This is a genomic window from Microbacterium album (assembly GCF_014643695.1).
GTDB classification, from domain to species: domain Bacteria; phylum Actinomycetota; class Actinomycetes; order Actinomycetales; family Microbacteriaceae; genus Microbacterium; species Microbacterium album.
Map to the genome: position 1 here is coordinate 412,609 of NZ_BMJY01000002.1, position 16,455 is coordinate 429,063.

The 16,455-nt window shown below is 71.3% G+C and carries 14 protein-coding genes and 1 tRNA gene; 14 read left to right on the forward strand and 1 reads right to left on the reverse strand.

The window, feature by feature from the left end:
- Window positions 1-40 precede the first annotated feature (40 nt).
- From secA2 to IEX37_RS04460, 7 genes are all read left to right on the forward strand, one after another.
- A complete protein-coding gene (gene secA2, locus IEX37_RS04430; protein WP_188755026.1) occupies window positions 41-2,395 on the forward strand; it encodes an accessory Sec system translocase SecA2 in 2,355 nt (784 codons plus the stop codon).
- 204 nt (window positions 2,396-2,599) lie between these two features.
- Window positions 2,600-3,880: a phosphopyruvate hydratase gene (eno, locus tag IEX37_RS04435; RefSeq protein ID WP_188755027.1), complete on the forward strand. Its 1,281-nt coding sequence runs from the start codon at window positions 2,600-2,602 to the stop codon at window positions 3,878-3,880.
- A 142-nt stretch (window positions 3,881-4,022) separates the two neighbouring features.
- Window positions 4,023-4,508, forward strand: a complete 486-nt coding sequence (locus IEX37_RS04440; protein WP_229663058.1) for an FtsB family cell division protein — start codon at window positions 4,023-4,025, stop codon at window positions 4,506-4,508.
- Between the two features lie 76 nt (window positions 4,509-4,584).
- The gene (locus tag IEX37_RS04445; RefSeq protein ID WP_188755028.1) at window positions 4,585-5,103 is read left to right on the forward strand and encodes a DUF501 domain-containing protein; all 519 of its coding nucleotides are present in this window, start codon (window positions 4,585-4,587) and stop codon (window positions 5,101-5,103) included.
- Window positions 5,100-6,386: a S8 family serine peptidase gene (locus IEX37_RS04450; protein ID WP_188755029.1), complete on the forward strand. Its 1,287-nt coding sequence runs from the start codon at window positions 5,100-5,102 to the stop codon at window positions 6,384-6,386. The genes IEX37_RS04445 and IEX37_RS04450 overlap by 4 nt, the downstream gene beginning before the upstream one ends.
- Window positions 6,387-6,405: 19 nt before the next feature.
- Window positions 6,406-8,001: an NAD(P)/FAD-dependent oxidoreductase gene (locus IEX37_RS04455; protein WP_188755030.1), complete on the forward strand. Its 1,596-nt coding sequence runs from the start codon at window positions 6,406-6,408 to the stop codon at window positions 7,999-8,001.
- Between the two features lie 71 nt (window positions 8,002-8,072).
- Window positions 8,073-8,145, forward strand: a tRNA-Leu gene (locus IEX37_RS04460).
- Window positions 8,146-8,205: 60 nt separating this feature from the next.
- Here the strand turns inward: IEX37_RS04460 and IEX37_RS04465 are convergent.
- Window positions 8,206-9,114 carry a LysR family transcriptional regulator gene (locus IEX37_RS04465; protein ID WP_188755031.1) on the reverse strand — a complete coding sequence of 303 codons (909 nt, stop codon included), beginning with the start codon at window positions 9,112-9,114 and terminating at the stop codon, window positions 8,206-8,208.
- Window positions 9,115-9,228: 114 nt separating this feature from the next.
- Between IEX37_RS04465 and IEX37_RS04470 the strand changes: the two genes are divergently transcribed.
- From IEX37_RS04470 to IEX37_RS04500, 7 genes are all read left to right on the forward strand, one after another.
- Window positions 9,229-10,890, forward strand: a complete 1,662-nt coding sequence (locus IEX37_RS04470; RefSeq protein ID WP_229663059.1) for a thiamine pyrophosphate-binding protein — start codon at window positions 9,229-9,231, stop codon at window positions 10,888-10,890.
- A 44-nt stretch (window positions 10,891-10,934) separates the two neighbouring features.
- Window positions 10,935-12,023 carry an ABC transporter substrate-binding protein gene (locus IEX37_RS04475; protein ID WP_188755032.1) on the forward strand — a complete coding sequence of 363 codons (1,089 nt, stop codon included), beginning with the start codon at window positions 10,935-10,937 and terminating at the stop codon, window positions 12,021-12,023.
- A gap of 18 nt (window positions 12,024-12,041) precedes the next feature.
- Complete coding sequence (locus tag IEX37_RS04480; protein WP_188755033.1) at window positions 12,042-12,836, forward strand: ABC transporter ATP-binding protein; 795 nt, start codon at window positions 12,042-12,044, stop codon at window positions 12,834-12,836.
- A complete protein-coding gene (locus IEX37_RS04485) occupies window positions 12,833-13,618 on the forward strand; it encodes an ABC transporter permease (protein ID WP_188755034.1) in 786 nt (261 codons plus the stop codon). The genes IEX37_RS04480 and IEX37_RS04485 overlap by 4 nt, the downstream gene beginning before the upstream one ends.
- Window positions 13,615-14,409 (forward strand): ABC transporter permease, encoded by a 795-nt coding sequence (locus IEX37_RS04490; RefSeq protein WP_188755035.1) that lies wholly within the window; start codon window positions 13,615-13,617, stop codon window positions 14,407-14,409. Before IEX37_RS04485 ends, IEX37_RS04490 begins: the two co-directional genes overlap by 4 nt.
- Before the next feature lie 54 nt (window positions 14,410-14,463).
- The gene (locus tag IEX37_RS04495; RefSeq protein ID WP_188755036.1) at window positions 14,464-15,030 is read left to right on the forward strand and encodes a LemA family protein; all 567 of its coding nucleotides are present in this window, start codon (window positions 14,464-14,466) and stop codon (window positions 15,028-15,030) included.
- Between the two features lie 63 nt (window positions 15,031-15,093).
- Window positions 15,094-16,332 (forward strand): FAD-dependent oxidoreductase, encoded by a 1,239-nt coding sequence (locus IEX37_RS04500; protein ID WP_229663060.1) that lies wholly within the window; start codon window positions 15,094-15,096, stop codon window positions 16,330-16,332.
- Window positions 16,333-16,455: the final 123 nt, after the last annotated feature.

The window sequence follows — 16,455 nt, forward strand, 5'->3', positions numbered from 1 at the left end:
GGGAGGCCCGGCGGGGATCCCCCGCGGGAGGATGGACGGCATGACGAGCAGGCAGCCGCCGATGCGCCGTATCGACGCGCCGCGGCTCGATCTGCGCCGGTTCCTCCCGGGATGGGCGGCGGGGGCCGTGGGGATCCCCGGGCACTCGTCCTTCGCGCGGCTGCGCGAGGACGTCGCCGGCATCGCCGAGCACCGGGCGCGTGTCGCGCGGCTCTCGGACGACGAGCTGCGCGACGCCGGTCGGGATTGGCGGCGGAGGGGGAGGGTCGGTCCTGCGCCGTCGCTGCTCGCGCTGATCGAGGAGGCGACGCGCCGCACGCTCGGCTGGACGCCGTACGAGGGACAGCTCCTGGCAGCCATCGCCCTCTCTCGCGGCTTCGCGGTGGAGCTCGACACCGGCGAGGGGAAGACGCTCGCCGGCGCCATGGCCGCGGCGCTGCACGCGCTGGCGGGACGCAGCGTCCACGTGCTGTCGGTCAACGACTACCTCGCCGGACGGGACGCGCAGTGGATGGGGCCGCTCCTCGGGGCGCTCGGCATCGACGTCGCGTGGATCGGCCAGGCGTCCACAGCGCACGAGCGCAGGGACGCGTATCGTGCGCCCGTCGTGTACGCGCCCGTCACCGAGGTCGGGTACGACGTGCTGCGTGACCGGCAGGCGACCGGGGCGGACGAGCGCGTCGAGCCGCGCTTCGATGTCGCGATCGTGGACGAGGCCGACGCGGTCATGATCGACGAGGCGATGACGCCGCTCGTGCTCGCGGGCGCGTCGGACGAGGGCGCGGAGGACCTGTCGACGGCGACGGAACTCGTGCGCTCCCTCGAACCGGACGCGCACTATGCCGTCGACGAGGACCGTGCCACGGTCGCGCTCACCGACGCGGGCCTGGACCTCCTCGAGGGGACGCTGGGGGTGAACCTCTTCGCGTCCGAGCACGCCGGGCTGCTGACCCGCATCAACCTCGCGCTGCACGCGCGCGTCCTGATGCGCCGCGACGTCGACTACCTCGTGGTCGACGACGGGATCCACTTGGTCAATAGCGCGCGGGGCCGCGTGGCTCAGCAGCAGCGGTGGCCGGACGGTCTGCACGCGGCGATCGAGGCCAAGGAGGCAGTGCCGATCACCCCGCCGGGGATCGTGCTGGACACCCTCACCGTGCAGGACCTGCTGCTGACGTACCGCACCCTGAGCGGCATGAGCGGCACCGTGCTGCCCGTCGCCGACGAGCTGATGGAGTTCTACGGGCTCCCGTCCGGGCGTGTCGAGCGGCACCGCCCGAACCGGCGGACAGACGAGCCGACGCGGGTGCTCGCCTCGCGCCAGGAGAAGGACGCGGCGATCGTCGAGGAGATCCTGCGGCGCCACGAGGCGGGCCAGCCGGTGCTCGTCGGAACGCAGACCGTGGCGGAGTCCGAGGAACTGGCTGCCCGTCTGCCCGCTCGCGTCGGCGCGCGCGTGCTCAACGCTCGCAACGACGCCGAGGAGGCCGAGGTGGTCGCGCGGGCGGGGGAGCGTGGGGCCATCACGGTCTCGACCCAGATGTCAGGGCGCGGCACGGACATCCGCCTCGGCGGTGCCGACGAGCGCGACCGCGACCGGGTCGTGGCGGCGGGAGGGCTCGCCGTGATCGCGACATCCGTGTATCCCTCGCGTCGGCTGGACCTGCAGCTCCGCGGCCGTGCGGGACGCCAGGGCGATCCCGGCGTGTCGCTCGCGTTCGCGAGCCTCGAGGACGAAGTCGTCGTCGCGAACCTCACCGCGAGATGGCGCCGGCGGATCGCACGCCCTGCGGCTGTGCCGGACAGCGTGCGGCGCACGATCGTGCACGAGGCGCAGGGCATCTCAGAGGCCGTTCGCCTCGGACGGCACCGCAGCACGTGGCAGTACAGCCGTGCGCTCACGGCGCAGCGGACGAAGGTCCTTGCCGTCCGCGAGGACGTCCTTCGCGGCTCCCGCGGGTGGCTGGATGCGGCGATCGCCGGCCCGGTCGGAGCCCTGGCGTCGGTCGCTGCCACGGAGACGGTCGACCGAGCCGTCACGCTCATCGCGCTCCATCATCTCGACCGGCGGTGGAGTGACCACGTGGCGGTGCTCTCCGAGTTGCGCGACGGGATCCACCTGCGCGCCCTCGCCGGGCAGAACCCGGCCGACGAGTTCCACCGGCTGGCCCTGCGCGAATTCGAGGGGTTCTTCGACGTGGTCGCGCAGGACGTCGCCGCCTCCCTGCGCGACCTGGAGACGCACGGCCTCGACGATCCCCTCAGGAGCCTGGGACTGCGCCGCCCCTCGGCGACGTGGACGTACATGATCCGGGACAACCCCCTGGGTGACCCGGCAGGGCGGGCGGCCGAGGGCCTGCGGAGCCTGTTGCGCGGCGAGCGCCGGCGCCACTGATCCCCGCGGCCTGCCGGCCTGCGCCAGGAGCGGAGATCTGCACGATCGCGGAGGGATGGCGCGGAAGCGTCCGAATTCGTGCAGATCTCCGACGCGACGGCAGCGGGGCGGGCGCGGGACCGGGGCGGTGACGGGGGAGCCCGGGTCGTAGACTGACCGCGGGGCTGTCGGGCCCCTCACCGTCCACTCAGAGGGAGTCATTCCGTGGCACTGATCGAAGCTGTAGGCGCGCGCGAGATCCTGGATTCGCGCGGTAACCCGACCGTCGAGGTGGAGGTGCTGCTGGACGACGGGATCGTGCAGCGCGCCGCGGTGCCGTCGGGCGCGTCGACCGGCGCCTTCGAGGCGTACGAGCTGCGCGACGGCGACAAGGGCCGCTACGCGGGCAAGGGCGTGCTGAAGGCCGTCGAAGCCGTCATCGACGAGCTCGGCCCGGCGATCGAGGGTCTCGAGGCCAGCGAGCAGCGCGTCGTCGATGCCGCCCTCATCGAGGCGGACGGAACCCCGAACAAGCAGCGCACCGGCGCCAACGCCATCCTCGGCGTGAGCCTCGCGGTCGCCAAGGCCGCCGCCGACAGCGCCGACCTGCCGCTGTTCCGCTACGTCGGCGGACCGAACGCGCACGTCATGCCCGTGCCGCTGCTGAACGTCATCAACGGCGGCGCGCACGCCGACACCGGCGTGGACATCCAGGAGTTCTTCCTCGTGCCCCACGGCGCAGACACCTACGCCGAGGCGCTGCGCTGGGGCGTGGAGACCTACCACGTGCTCAAGAGCGAGCTGAAGGCGGGCGGCTTCGCCACCGGACTCGGCGACGAGGGCGGCTTCGCGCCCGACCTGCCCAGCAACCGCGAGGCGCTGGACTTCCTGCTCAAGGCGATCGAGAAGGCCGGCTTCACGCCGGGCACCGACATCGCGCTCGGCCTCGACGTGGCCTCGACCGAGTTCTTCTCGGACGGCGCCTACGCGTTCGAGGGCAAGAAGCTCACGAGCGAGCAGCTCACCGACTACTACGTCGAACTGCTCGACGCGTACCCGCTCGTCACGATCGAGGACCCGCTGGCCGAGGACGACTGGGACGGCTGGAAGGCTCTCACGGACCGGATCGGCTCGCGCGTGCAGCTCGTGGGCGACGACCTGTTCGTCACGAACCCGCAGCGCCTCGCCGACGGCATCGCGCGCGGCGTGGGTAACTCGCTGCTCGTCAAGGTCAACCAGATCGGCACGCTCACCGAGACGCTCGACGCCGTCGCGCTGGCCCACTCCTCGGGCTACACGGCGATGATGTCGCACCGTTCGGGCGAGACCGAGGACACGACGATCGCCGACCTGGCGGTCGCGGTCAACTGCGGTCAGATCAAGACCGGTGCGCCTGCTCGCAGCGACCGCGTCGCGAAATACAATCAGCTTCTGCGGATCGAGGAGGAGCTGGGGGCCGGCGCGACGTTCGCCGGTCGCGGCGCCTTCCCGCGCTACACCGCCTGAGGAAGGGCGGCGTCGCCAGGCGGAGAAGAAGCCGGGCGCGAGAGGCCAGACGAGGGAAGGGGGAGTCGTGGTGAAGAGACCCGCGGCTCCCTCTTCGCCGTCCCGCCCCCGCCGCCTTCCGTCCGAACGCGGCTCGGCGCGAGTGACGGCGGCGGAGGCGCGGGAGTGGCTCAGCAGCATCCGCTTCTCGGGCTTCGCCGTCATCATGCTCGGGCTCGTCGTGCTCGGCGTGTTCGTGCTCGCGCCCACCGTTTCGACGTATGTCGAGCAGCGCCAGAAGATCGCCGCGCTGGAGGACGCGATCCAGGTCACGGAGGACGAGATCGCGGCTCTCAAGCGCGAGCGCGACCGCTGGCGCGATCCCGCCTACATCACGACGCAGGCACGCGAGCGCCTCTACTACAACATGCCCGGTGAGGTGTCCTTCCTCGTGGTCAACGACCTCGAGGCGACCGATCTCGCGCGCGAGCCGGAGCCGATCAGCGCGGAGGTCGAGGAGTCTCGCTCCGAATGGACGACGCACCTGCTGTCCTCCGTCATCCAGGCGGGGCTCGCGCAGGTCGCGGTGGAGGCACCGTCCGAGCCTCCCGCGGACGAGCCTCCCGCCGACGAGGCGCCCGCTCCCTGATCCGCCGGTCTCCGGAAGACCCGAATCGGGGGCGGCGACGAGCCGGCTGTCAGGCGAGCGCCGTTAGCCTGGGATGGTGACGACACCGCCATTCGAGCCCGTGCGACCGATCGACCTCGAGGTCGTGTCGGCGCAGCTCGGCCGCCCCGCGCGCGGGGTCGTCGGTGTCGCGGCCCGCTGCGTGTGCGGCAACCCGACCGTGGTGGCGACGTCGCCACGGCTCCCCGACGGCACGCCGTTCCCCACCTTCTACTACCTCACCCATCCCGAGGCGGCCGCCGAGATGTCGCGGCTCGAGGCGGGCCAGGCGATGCCGGAGCTTGCGGCACGGCTGACCGAGGATCCCGAGTTCGGCGCGCAGTACCGTCGCGCCCACGAGGCGTACCTGGAGGACCGGTCGCGGTTCGGCGAGGTGCCGGAGATCGCCGGGATCTCCGCCGGCGGCATGCCGATGCGGGTGAAGTGCCTGCACGCGCTCGCCGGTCACGCGCTCGCCGCAGGACCGGGCGTGAACCCGGTGGGCGACGCGGCCCTCGAGCGCTCCGCGTGGTCGCCCGACCGCTGCGCGTGCGCCGATCCGGGGAGGGCGGCATGAGGCGGCGTCTGCTGCTCGTCGTCGGCATCGCTCTGACGGGAGCCCTGCTGACGGGGGCGACCCCGAGCCCGGACCCGACCACGGCCGAGGACGAGGACCCGATCCGCTCGCAGCAGTACTGGCTCGAGGACTACGGGATCACCCAGGCGTGGGAGACCACGCGGGGGGCGGGCGTCACGATCGCGGTCATCGACTCCGGCATCGCGGACGGACCACCCGAGTTCGAGGGCGCGGTCATCGGAGGAACGGACGTCTCCGGTGTCGGCACGCCCGACGGGCGCACGCCCGTCGACGTCATCAACCGGAACCACGGCAGCCAGGTGGCCTCGCTCGCGGCGGCGCGCGGCACCGGGGAGGACGCCGGGATGATCGGGGTCGCGCCCGAGGCGAACCTGCTCTCGATCTCCCTCGGCTTCGGAGCGTCCGCGACGGTGCCTTTCAGCGAGCAGGTGGCCAAGGCCATGGTCTGGGCCGTCGACAACGGCGCGGACATCATCAACCTGTCCTTCACGACGAACCGCACCGGGTGGGATGAGAGCTGGGACGAGGCCTTCCTCTACGCGTACGAGCACGACGTGGTCGTCGTGGTCGCGGCGGGCAACCGGGGCAGCGGCACCGACGTGGTCGGGGCGCCCGCGACCATTCCGGGCGTCCTGACGGTCGCCGGCGTGGACCCCGAGGGACGTGCCAGCATCGAGGCGTCGACGCAGGGGATCACGATCGGCATCTCGGCCCCGAGCGAGCGGCTGCTGGGCGTGACGCTGGACGGCAAGGTCGAGGGCTGGAAGGGCACGAGCGGCGCCGCCCCCATCGTTGCAGGAGTCGCCGCGCTCGTGCGGTCGGCCCACCCCGAACTCAATGCGGTTAACGTGATCAACCGGATCATCCAGACCGCGCGGACGCCCCCGGGCGTCACGCGAGTGCCCGACCCCTTCTACGGCTACGGGCTCGTGGACGCGGCGGCGGCCGTCGAGACGAACGTGCCGCGGGTGACGCAGAACCCCATGGGAAGCCTGCCGCGATGGATCGAGCTGAACCGCCGCAAGGAGGTCGGCCCGCAGCCCACGCCGACCGTCACGCCCGTCGAGATCCCGCCCCTGCCGCCGGCCGAGCCGCCCGCCGCGGCCGCCGCGCCGGGCCTGCCCACCGCGGACAGCCTGCGGTACGGGACGTTGCCGCTCGTCGCCCTCAGCGGCGCTGGTATCCTCGTGGTGCTGGGCGGCATCGCGACCGCGCGACGCGTCCGCTCGGCCCGTGTGCGGCGTTCGCCGGGCAATCTCTGACTCAAGGAGTACTTCTCTCGTGCCCAAGATCCTCATCGTCGGCGGTGGCTACGCGGGTTTCTACACCGCATGGAAGCTCGAGAAGCATCTGCGTCGCGGAGAGGCGGAGGTCGTGCTCGTCGACCCGCTGCCGTACATGACGTACCTGCCCTTCCTCCCGGAGGTCGCGGCGGGGTCGATCGAGCCGCGCCACACCGTGGTCTCGCACCGTCGCCACCTGAAGCGGACGAAGCTCGTCACGGCCAAGGTCACGAGGATCGACCACGCCAACAAGACGGCGACGATCTCGCCCGAGGGCGGCGAGCCGTACGAGTACGCGTACGACCACGTCGTCGTGACGGCCGGGTCCGTCTCCCGCACGTTCCCGATCCCCGGCATCGCGGAGAACGCCATCGGCCTCAAGTCGGTCGAGGAGGCGATCGCCGTCCGCGACACGCTGATCGCCAACTTCGAGAAGGCGGCGGCGCTGCCGGCCGGCCACCCGCTGCGCCAGCGCCTGCTGACGGTCGTGATCGTCGGCGGCGGCTTCGCGGGCATCGAGACCCTCGGCGAGCTGCGCTCGCTGGCCTCGTCGCTCGTGGGGACGTTCCCGGAGATCTCGTTCGAGGAGACGCAGTTCCACCTCATCGAGGCGATGGGTCGGATCATGCCCGAGGTCTCGCTGCCCACGAGCGAGTGGGTGCTGAAGGACCTCGCCAAGCGCGGCGCCAACGTGCACCTCGACACGCAGGTGACGAGCGCGGTCGACGGCGTCGTGGAGACCTCGACCGGCGCGAGCTACCCGAGCGACCTCATCATCTGGACCGCCGGCGTCATGGCCAATCCCGCGGTCGTGCGCGGCAGCGACCTGCCGACCGAGCCCCGCGGACGCATCACCACGCAGGCGGACCTGCGCGTCGTGGACGGCGAGACGGTCGTCGAGGGCGCGTGGGCCGCGGGCGACATCGCGGCCGTGCCCGACAAGACGGGCGGCCTTCCGGATGGCACGTGCGTGCCCAACGCGCAGCACGCCGTCCGCCAGGCGAAGCTGCTCGCGAAGAACATCGTGGCCGTGCTGCGCGGCGACGCGCCCGTCGAGTACGAGCACAAGAACCTCGGCGCCGTCGCCGGCCTCGGCCTCTACACCGGTGTGTTCCAGTCGGGCAAGTTCGCCCTGAAGGGCTTCCTCGCCTGGGCCGCGCACCGCGGCTACCACGGGCTCGCCATGCCGACGTGGGAGCGGAAGTGGCGCGTGCTCTGGGGCTGGTGGCACAACTTCTTCCTGGGCCGCGACACCGTGCAGCTTCAGACGGCGCGCACCCCGCGAGCGTTCTTCGAGGCGTTCGCGTCGCGTCCGAAGCCGGCCGCGGAGGCTCCTGTGGACCCGGCGCCGCCCGCCGCCGCCACGCCGGAGGCGCAGAAGGCGGACGCCGCCGAGCGCCCGATGCCGACGCCCTCGCCGGGTGCCGAGGGCCCCGGTGCCGAGGGGCCGGCCGCCGACGCCGCCAGCGCCGCGCCCGAGGCGGTGCCCGCCGCGAGCGAGTCGCCCGCCGCGGACACGGCCGAGGCAGCGGCCAAGAAGCCCGCCGCGAAGAAGCCCGCGCGCACGCCGGCCGCCAAGAACGCCGCAGAGTAGCGAATCGACGACGAAGCCCGCCACGCCCGTGGCGGGCTTCGTCGCGCCACGGCGGTACGGTGGAGCCACAGGCCCCCGTAGCCCAATGGCAGAGGCAGGCGACTTAAACTCGCTCCAGTCTGGGTTCGAGTCCCAGCGGGGGTACGGATCGGGAGCGCGTGGTGCCGAGCGCGCGGCCGTGGCCGACGCCGTGCCGACGTCCCGCTACCGGTCGGCGAGCGCTGTCCGCACGGCCTCCAGGAACCACGCGTGCGCCGACGACAGCTCGGCGTCGCGATGCGAGATGAGGTGCACTCCCGTGCGCGGCGACGGGAAGGGCAGCTCGAGCAACCTGGTGCCCTCCAGGCCGGTGATGAGACGCGAGAAGGCGTCGACCGGCACGATCGCGAAGAACCCGCACTGGGCGACGATGCGGGGCAGCGAGGTGAAGCGGTTGACCTCGACGTGCGGCACGTCCGACAGGATCCCGGCTCCCAGGGTTGTGACCGCCTCCGTGATCGTCCGGTGCCCCGCCGACGGTCCCACCCGCACCTCCGGGAGGCGGCGCAGGTCCTCGACGCTGACGGTGCCGTCGCGCGCCTCGAGGTCCTCGGGCACGAGGCAGCCGTACCGGTCGTAGAAGAGCACCTCCTGAGCGACGGGACCGCGCACAGGCGAGCTGCCGATCGCCGCGTCGACGTCGTGCGAGAGCAGGTCCTGCACGACGGTCTCGATGTCGAGCGGGACGGTCTCGATCTGGATCCCGGATCCCGCGCTGCCGGTGGCCTGCAGGATGCGAGGCAGGAGCCCGGCCTCGCCGAGATCGGTGAGCGCGATGCGGAAGCGCCGGGTCGATGTGGCCGGGTCGAACTGGGTGCGGTCCTCGGTGCTCGCCGCGATCTGCGACAGGGGGCCGTTGATCTCGGCGTAGATGCTCGTGGCCAGGCGCGTGGGCGTGACGCCCGCACGCGAGCGCACGAACAGCGGGTCGTCGAAGTGGTCGCGCAGCCGTTTCAGGGCGTGACTCACGGCCGGCTGCGACAGGCGCAGCGTCTCGGCCGCACGCGTGATGTTGCGGGTCCGATAGACCACCACGAAGGTGCGCAGGAGGTTGAGGTCGACGTGCAGGTTCACGGGTTGATATGCACCAGATGAATAGCGATGATGATGGCTATCTATTGGACGAACTTTCTCGCCCACCATAGCGTGAGACCGCGCGGTCGACGAGGACCGGGAAGGGTACGGGTGATGACGGAGACGATGAAGGTCGCCGACGCCGTGGGACGGGTGTTGAGCGAGCTGGGGCTGGCGCAGGTGTTCGGCGTCGTGGGCAGCGGTAACTTCCGCGTGACGAACGCGCTGCTGCGCGGCGGGGCGGAGTTCGTCGCCTCCCGGCATGAAATGGGCGCGGCGACCATGGCGGACGCGTACGCGCGCGTCACGGGCAAGGTCGCGGCCGTCTCGCTGCACCAGGGCTGCGGTCTCACGAACGCGCTGACGGGGATCGCCGAGGCTGCCAAGTGCCACACGCCCGTGCTCGTGCTGGCCGCGGACACCGCCCAGGGCGACGTCACGTCGAACTTCTACATCGATCAGGACGCCGCCGTCGCCGCGGTCGGCGCCACCCCGATGCGCCTCCACACCGCCGCCTCCGCGGTGGCGGACGCGGCTCGCGCGTACCGCGTCGCCCAGGTCGAGCGGAAGACGGTCGTGCTGTCGATGCCGCTCGACATCCAGGAGGAGATGGTCTCCTACCCGGCGGCGCGCCCCGCGACCGAGCTGAGCCGGCCGGACGTCACCGTGTCCCCGCAGGACGTCGACGCGCTCGTGCGTCTGCTCGACGAGGCAGAGCGGCCGGTCATCGTCGGCGGGCGCGGCGCTCGGACGTCCAAGCACGACATCCGCGCGCTCGCCGAGGCGGCCGGCGCCCTGCTGATCGCCTCGGGAGGCGGCCGCGGTGTGTTCGAGGGCGACGAATGGGCGCTCGACATCATGGGAGGCTTCGCGACCGAGGGCGCCGTCGGCCTCCTCCGCGAGAGCGACCTGATCGTCGCGTTCGGCGCGGCCCTGAACACGTGGACGACCCGGAACGGGGCGCTGACCGACGGCACGCGGCTCGTGCAGGTCGACGACCGCGCCGAGGCGATCGGGAAGCACCGCCTCGTCGACCTCGGGATCGTCGGCGACGCGGGCGCCGTCGCGCGGGCCGCACGCGAGGGCCTGCTCGCCTCCGGCCCCGCGCGGACGGGATATCGCACGCCCGAGATCGCGGACCGGGTCGCGACCTCGCGTTACTGGAAGGATCAGCCCGTCGAGCAGGTCGACGAGCCCGGGTATGTCGATCCCGCCGAGCTGACGAACGCGCTCGACGCGCTCGCGCCCATCGAGCGCACGGTCGTCGTCGACGGCGGCAACGTGAACTGCTATCCCGGCGCGCACCTGAGGGTGCCGGACGACGACGGCTTCGTCCTGCCGCTGTCGTTCCAGGCCATCGGCATGGGGCTCGCGAGCGCGATCGGAGCCGCCGTCGCCCGCCCCGACCGGATCACCGTGCTCGGCATCGGCGACGGCTCGCTGCTCATGGCAGCGGCGGAGCTGGAGACGGCCGCGCGACTGGGCCTCGGAATGCTGATCGTCGTCTACAACGACGCAGCGTACGGGGCGGAGATCCACCTGTTCCCCGATTCCACGGAGGAAGAGCAGCGCATCGTGCGCTTCCCCGACACCGACATCGCCCGCGTCGCGCGCGGATACGGGTGCGACGGAGTGACGGTGCGCTCCATGGACGACCTCGACCCCGTGCGCGCCTGGCTCGAGTCGCCGCGCGAGAGACCGCTCGTGGTCGACGCGAAGATCACGGGAAGGCCGTCCTGGATGATGATCTCCGGCCACAGCCCAGACCACAAGTAACCGGGGCTCCGCCCCTCGCACCGCAGAAACAAGGGAGTTTCCGCATGAACAGCACAGCACCGTGGTCCGCCCCTGCCCGACGGTCACGCCGGCTCGCCCTGGTGGCGTCCGGCGCGACCGCCCTGCTCGTCCTCGCCGGTTGCGCGGCGGGTGACGGCCTCGGCACCAGTCCCGGCGGAGGTGGAGGCGGCGACGACGACGGCGGGGGAGCGGGCGGCCCCATCCGCATCGCCTATCTCGCGACCGGCTCCTCCCTGCCGCTGTTCCTCATGGCCGAGAAGTACGCGGAGGAGGTCGGCATCGAGGTCGAGATGGTCGAGGTCTCCAGCGGCAACGACTCGATCACGGGTGTCGCGACGGGGCAGTACGAGACAGGCTTCGCGGGGATCGGATCGGCCGCGTACAACGCGTTCGCCGAGGGCCTGCCCGTGCGCTACGTCGCGCCGATGCACGCCGGCTACATCGAGGACTACTTCATCCTGTCGTCACAGGTCGCCGGCTCGTTCGAAGAGGCGGCCAGCGTCGCCGAGGACATGTCCGATTACGCGGGTGAGACCTTCGCGGTGAACGGTCCGGGCGTCGTGACGGAGGCCGTGCTCGGCTTCGCGCTGGAGCGCGTCGGACTGTCGATCGACGACATCAACCTCGAGTACATCCCGTTCCCGGACCAGGTTCCGGCGCTCGCGAACGGCGGGATCGTCGGAGGCGTGCTCTCCGAGCCGTTCCCGACGCAGGCCGAGGGCAACGGCGCCGGCTTCCGCCCGTGGGAGACACCGGACACGGCACCGATCCCGTTCACGGGCATCCTGTTCAACACCGATTGGGCGGAGGCCAACCCGGAACAGGCGACGGACTTCATCCGCGCCTACGCGATGGCCGCCGAGGAACTGGCGACGGGCGGCTGGGACACGCCGGAGATGCTCGATCTCGTCGAGCAGTACACCGGCGCGGATCCGGCGGTCGTCGCGGCCTCGCGGCAGCACCACATCAACGCCGACCTGAGTGTGGACCTGGACATGGTGCTGGAACTGCAGGAGTTCTACATGGAGCGCGGGTCGCTGAACTACGACGAGATCATCCCGGAGGAAGAGATCTGGGACTTCACGTGGCGTGACGCGGCGCTCGAGAACTGACCGGAAGGCGGCACGCCCATGACCGACCCGACGGCCGACGCCAAAGTGCGACTGACCGGCGTCACCAAGCGGTTCCCCGGTGCGGAGGAGGTGACGGCCCTGCAGGACGTGTCCCTCGAGATCGGCGAGTCGGAGTTCGTCGCCATCGTCGGGCCGTCGGGATGCGGCAAGTCGACGCTCCTGAGACTCGTGACGGGACTGCAGGCGCCGACATCCGGGACCGTCGACATCAGGCAGTCGAAGCCCGGCCGGCCCAAGACGGCGATGGTCTTCCAGGAGCACGCGCTCTTTCCCTGGCTGTCCGTGCGCGACAATGTCGCCTTCGGGCCGCGCAACCGGGATGTGCCGAAGAGGGAGGCGGCGGAGATCGCCGACGCGCAGCTCGCGCGGCTCGGCCTCGGCCGCTTCGGCGACTTCTACCCCCATCAGCTGTCGGGAGGTATGAAGCAACGGGTCGGCATCGCGCGCGCCCTCGCGCAGGACGCCGAGATCCTGCTCATGGACGAGCCCCTCGGGGCCCTCGACGCGCAGACGCGCACGCTCCTCCAGGAGCAGATCCTGGAGCTGCGGCAGGAGTCCCGGCCGACCGTGCTGTACATCACGCATGCCATCGACGAGGCAGTCTTCCTCTCGGACCGGGTCGTGCTGATGTCCGCGCGCCCCGGCCGGATCCGGGACATCATCGAGCTGGACTTCCCGCTGGACCGAAGCCCGGAGCTGCGCGGGACACCGGAGTTCGCCAAGCTGTCCCAGGACATCTGGAACCACCTGCGCGACGAGGTCCAGGCGGCCATGACCGGCGGGGACCAGTGACCCGGCTGCTGCACTTCCTGCGTGAGCGGTGGGCGCTCGTCGTGGGTCCCGTCGTTCTCCTGGCGGTGTGGGAGGTGCTCTCTCGGAACGGAGTGATCCCGCCGACGTTCTTCCCGCCCCCGACCCGGATCGCCGCCGGAGCGTCTATCATCGTCGAGCTGGACGGCGGCCTCGGAAGCGACATCCTCATGACGATCTTCCGCCTCGTCGTGACGGTGGTGCTCGCCGTGATGATCGGCGTGGGCCTCGGCATCGCGATCACGGCGTCGGAGTGGGCCGAACGAGGGGTCAGCACCGTGCTGGCGTTCGTCTATCCGATTCCGGGTGTGCTGTTCTTCCCGTTCCTCACCTTCATCCTCGGGCGCACGGAGGCCGCCGTGCTGCTGACGGCCCTCGTGACGCCGCTGATCGTCATGGTGCTGTACACCGTCGCCGGCGTCCACAGCATCAGCAGGACGCTCATCGAGGTCGCGGACAACTACGACTGCCGTGGCGCGCGGAGGTTCTTCCGCCTGCTCCTGCCCGGTGCGCTGCCGTCCATCGTGACCGGCATCCGGATCTCCCTGGGCTTCGGTCTCATCGCCGTGATCGCGATCGAGATGATCGGCGCCTCCGCGGGACTGGGCAACTTCCTCTGGGAGAACTGGCAGATCCTCCGAGTGACCGACATGTACGTCGCCCTGCTCTGCATCGCCGTGCTCGGGTTGCTGACCACCGTGGGCTTCGACGCGATCGCCGATCGCATCGTGCCGTGGCGTGCCGACGCGAGGAGTACCTCATGAGCCCCGGGGTGCGGCGTGCGCTGCAGACCTGGACGATCCCGATCGCGGTCGTCGTGCTCTGGGAGATCACCACGCGGACCGGGGTGCTCGACCCGCGCTTCTTCGTGCCGCTGAGCGAGGTCATCGCGACCATCGCCGACCAGCTCACGGCCGGGCGTCTCGGCGGCGACATCGTCATCACGATCCAGCGGCTGATCATCTCCTTCGCGATCGCGGCCGCGCTCGGCGTGGCGATCGGCGTCGCCTCGGGCGTGTGGCGCACGTTCGAGCTGCTGATCCGGCCGATCACGGACACGCTCTACCCGCTTCCCAAGATCGCGGTGCTGCCCCTGTTCATCATCATCGTGGGCAGAGGAGAGATCGCCTACATCCTGACGGCGTTCGCCACGGCGTTCTTCCAGATCATCATCAGCACGCGCAGCAGCGTCCGGAACATCGACAGCGAGATCCTCGAGGCCGGGCGCAACTTCGGGGCCACGGGCTGGAAGTACGCCACGAGGCTGCTGTTCCCCTCGATCGCCGGTCCGTTGCTCCGCGGGCTCCGGCTCGGCATGGCGACGTGCCTGATCACGCTGATCGCCGCGGAGTTCGTCGGCGCCGAGACGGGCATCGGAGCCATGATCCGCCGGGCCGGGCAGCAGTTCGCCGTGGACCAGATGTACGCGGGCCTCGTACTGACCGGCGTGCTCGGCCTGCTGATCAACCTCGTCTTCCGGGTGATCGAGCCGGTGCTGCTGCCGTGGGAGCGCGGAGCCTCGCGTGACCGTCACGCCGTCGTGACGGGCGCGTGACACGATCCTGGGCGACCCGCATAGGATGGGTGGCAACACCGAGGGGGGTTCCTCATGGAATGGCTGATTCCCGTTGTCGTCGTGCTCGCGATCGTGATCATCGCGGGCGTGTACCTGTGGGCCACGTACAACTCGCTCGTGCAGCTCAACGTGCGCGTCGACGAGGCCTGGAGCGACATCACGGTCCAGCTGAAACGGCGCGCCGACCTGATCCCGAACCTGATCGAGGCGGTCAAGGGCTACGCGGCGCATGAGAAGGCCGTCTTCGAGAACGTCACCCGCGCACGGGCCGAGACGCTGTCGGCCAAGGGTCCGGCTGAGGCGGGGGTCGCGGAGGGGCACATCCAGCAGGCGCTGAAGAGCCTGTTCGCCGTGGCCGAGTCCTACCCTCAGCTCCAGGCCAGCCAGAACTTCCTGCAGCTGCAGCACTCGCTCGTCGACACCGAGGACAAGATCCAGGCATCGCGCCGCTTCTACAACGGCGGCGTGCGCGAGCTGAACACCAAGATCAAGGTGTTCCCCAACAACCTCTTCGCACGCAACCTCGGCTTCACCGAGCGCGAGTTCTTCGAGGTGGTCGACGGGGCGGCGATCGCCGAGCCCCCGCGCGTCCAGTTCTGATCGGGCACCTGCTGGTCGGGTCGGATCGGTGGCGATGCGGCGGCGGATGGGCAGGGTGACGGCGTGACGGGCGTTCCGCGGTGCGTGATCGCCGGTGGAGGTCCGGCGGGGATGGTCGCCGGTCTCCTGCTCGCACGCGCCGGGATCGACACGACCGTGCTTGAGAAGCACAGCGACTTCCTGCGGGACTTCCGCGGTGACACGATCCATCCGTCGACCCAGCTGCTGCTCGACGAGCTCGGCCTCGCCGACCGGTTCCGCCAGATCCCGTCCTCGCGAGTCGAGAGCGTCCGTGTCCCGGCAGCCGAAGGCGGCGATGTCGCGGTAGCCGACTTCGCGCGCCTGCGACATCCCTATCCGTTCATCGCAATCGCACCGCAGTGGGACTTCCTCGACCTGCTCGCGGAGGCGGGCCGGCAGGAGCCGAGGTTCCACCTGCGGATGCGGAGCGAGGTGACGGACGTGATCCGCCGCGGGGGCAGGATCGCCGGGGTCAGGTTCGTGGATCGCCAGACGGGCGAGAGCGAGGAGCTCGAGGCTACCGTCACCATCGCGGCAGACGGGCGCGGCTCGGTGCTCCGCGACCTGGCGGGCATCCCCATGCGCGAGTTCGGCGTGCCGTTCGACGTGCTGTGGTTCCGGATCCCCGCCCAGGGGCGGGACGGATCTCCCGTCGACGTCGGACGCGGTCTGCTGCCCCGTGGGTCGGCCGGCCGGCTGTTCATCCTCATCCCGCGCGGCGACTACGTGCAGGCGGCGATGCTCATCCCGAAGGGGCGGTACCCGGCGCTGCGCGCGGCGGGCGTCGCGGCGTTCCGAGCCGACGTCGCGCGGGCAGTGCCGGAGCTGACCGCAGCGGTGGGGCGGCTCGAGTTCTCGGACGTCCACGTCCTGGACGTCCGGCTGAACCGTGCACGCCGCTGGTGGTCGCGCGGCCTGCTCTGCATCGGCGACGCGGCGCACGCCATGTCACCGGTGGGCGGGGTAGGCGTCAACCTCGCCGTGCAGGACGGCGTGGCGGCCGCCGCGATCCTCGCAGGGCCCTTGCGGGACGGGCGGATGAGCGACCGCGTCCTGGCGGCCGTGCAGCGGCGCCGAGCCTGGCCCGCCGCCGTGACGCAGGCCGCGCAACGCCTCGTCCACCGGGGTATCGGTGGCGCCTTCCGCCGGGGATGGACCCCACGACCGCCACGTCCGATCGTCATGCTGCTGCGGCGGATGCCCGCTCTGACGGCGCTGCCCGCCCGGCTGGTCGGCATCGGCGTCCGGCCGGAGCACGCCCCGGACTTCGCCCGCCGCTGAGACGCAGATCTCCGCCGCACGCCCGCACGTTCGAGGAGCTGTGGCGTACTTCTGAGGAGATGCGCAGCGCCGAGGGCGCTACGGCGCGGGATGCCCTCGATCCTGCGCGTGTCCTCGCGCGCG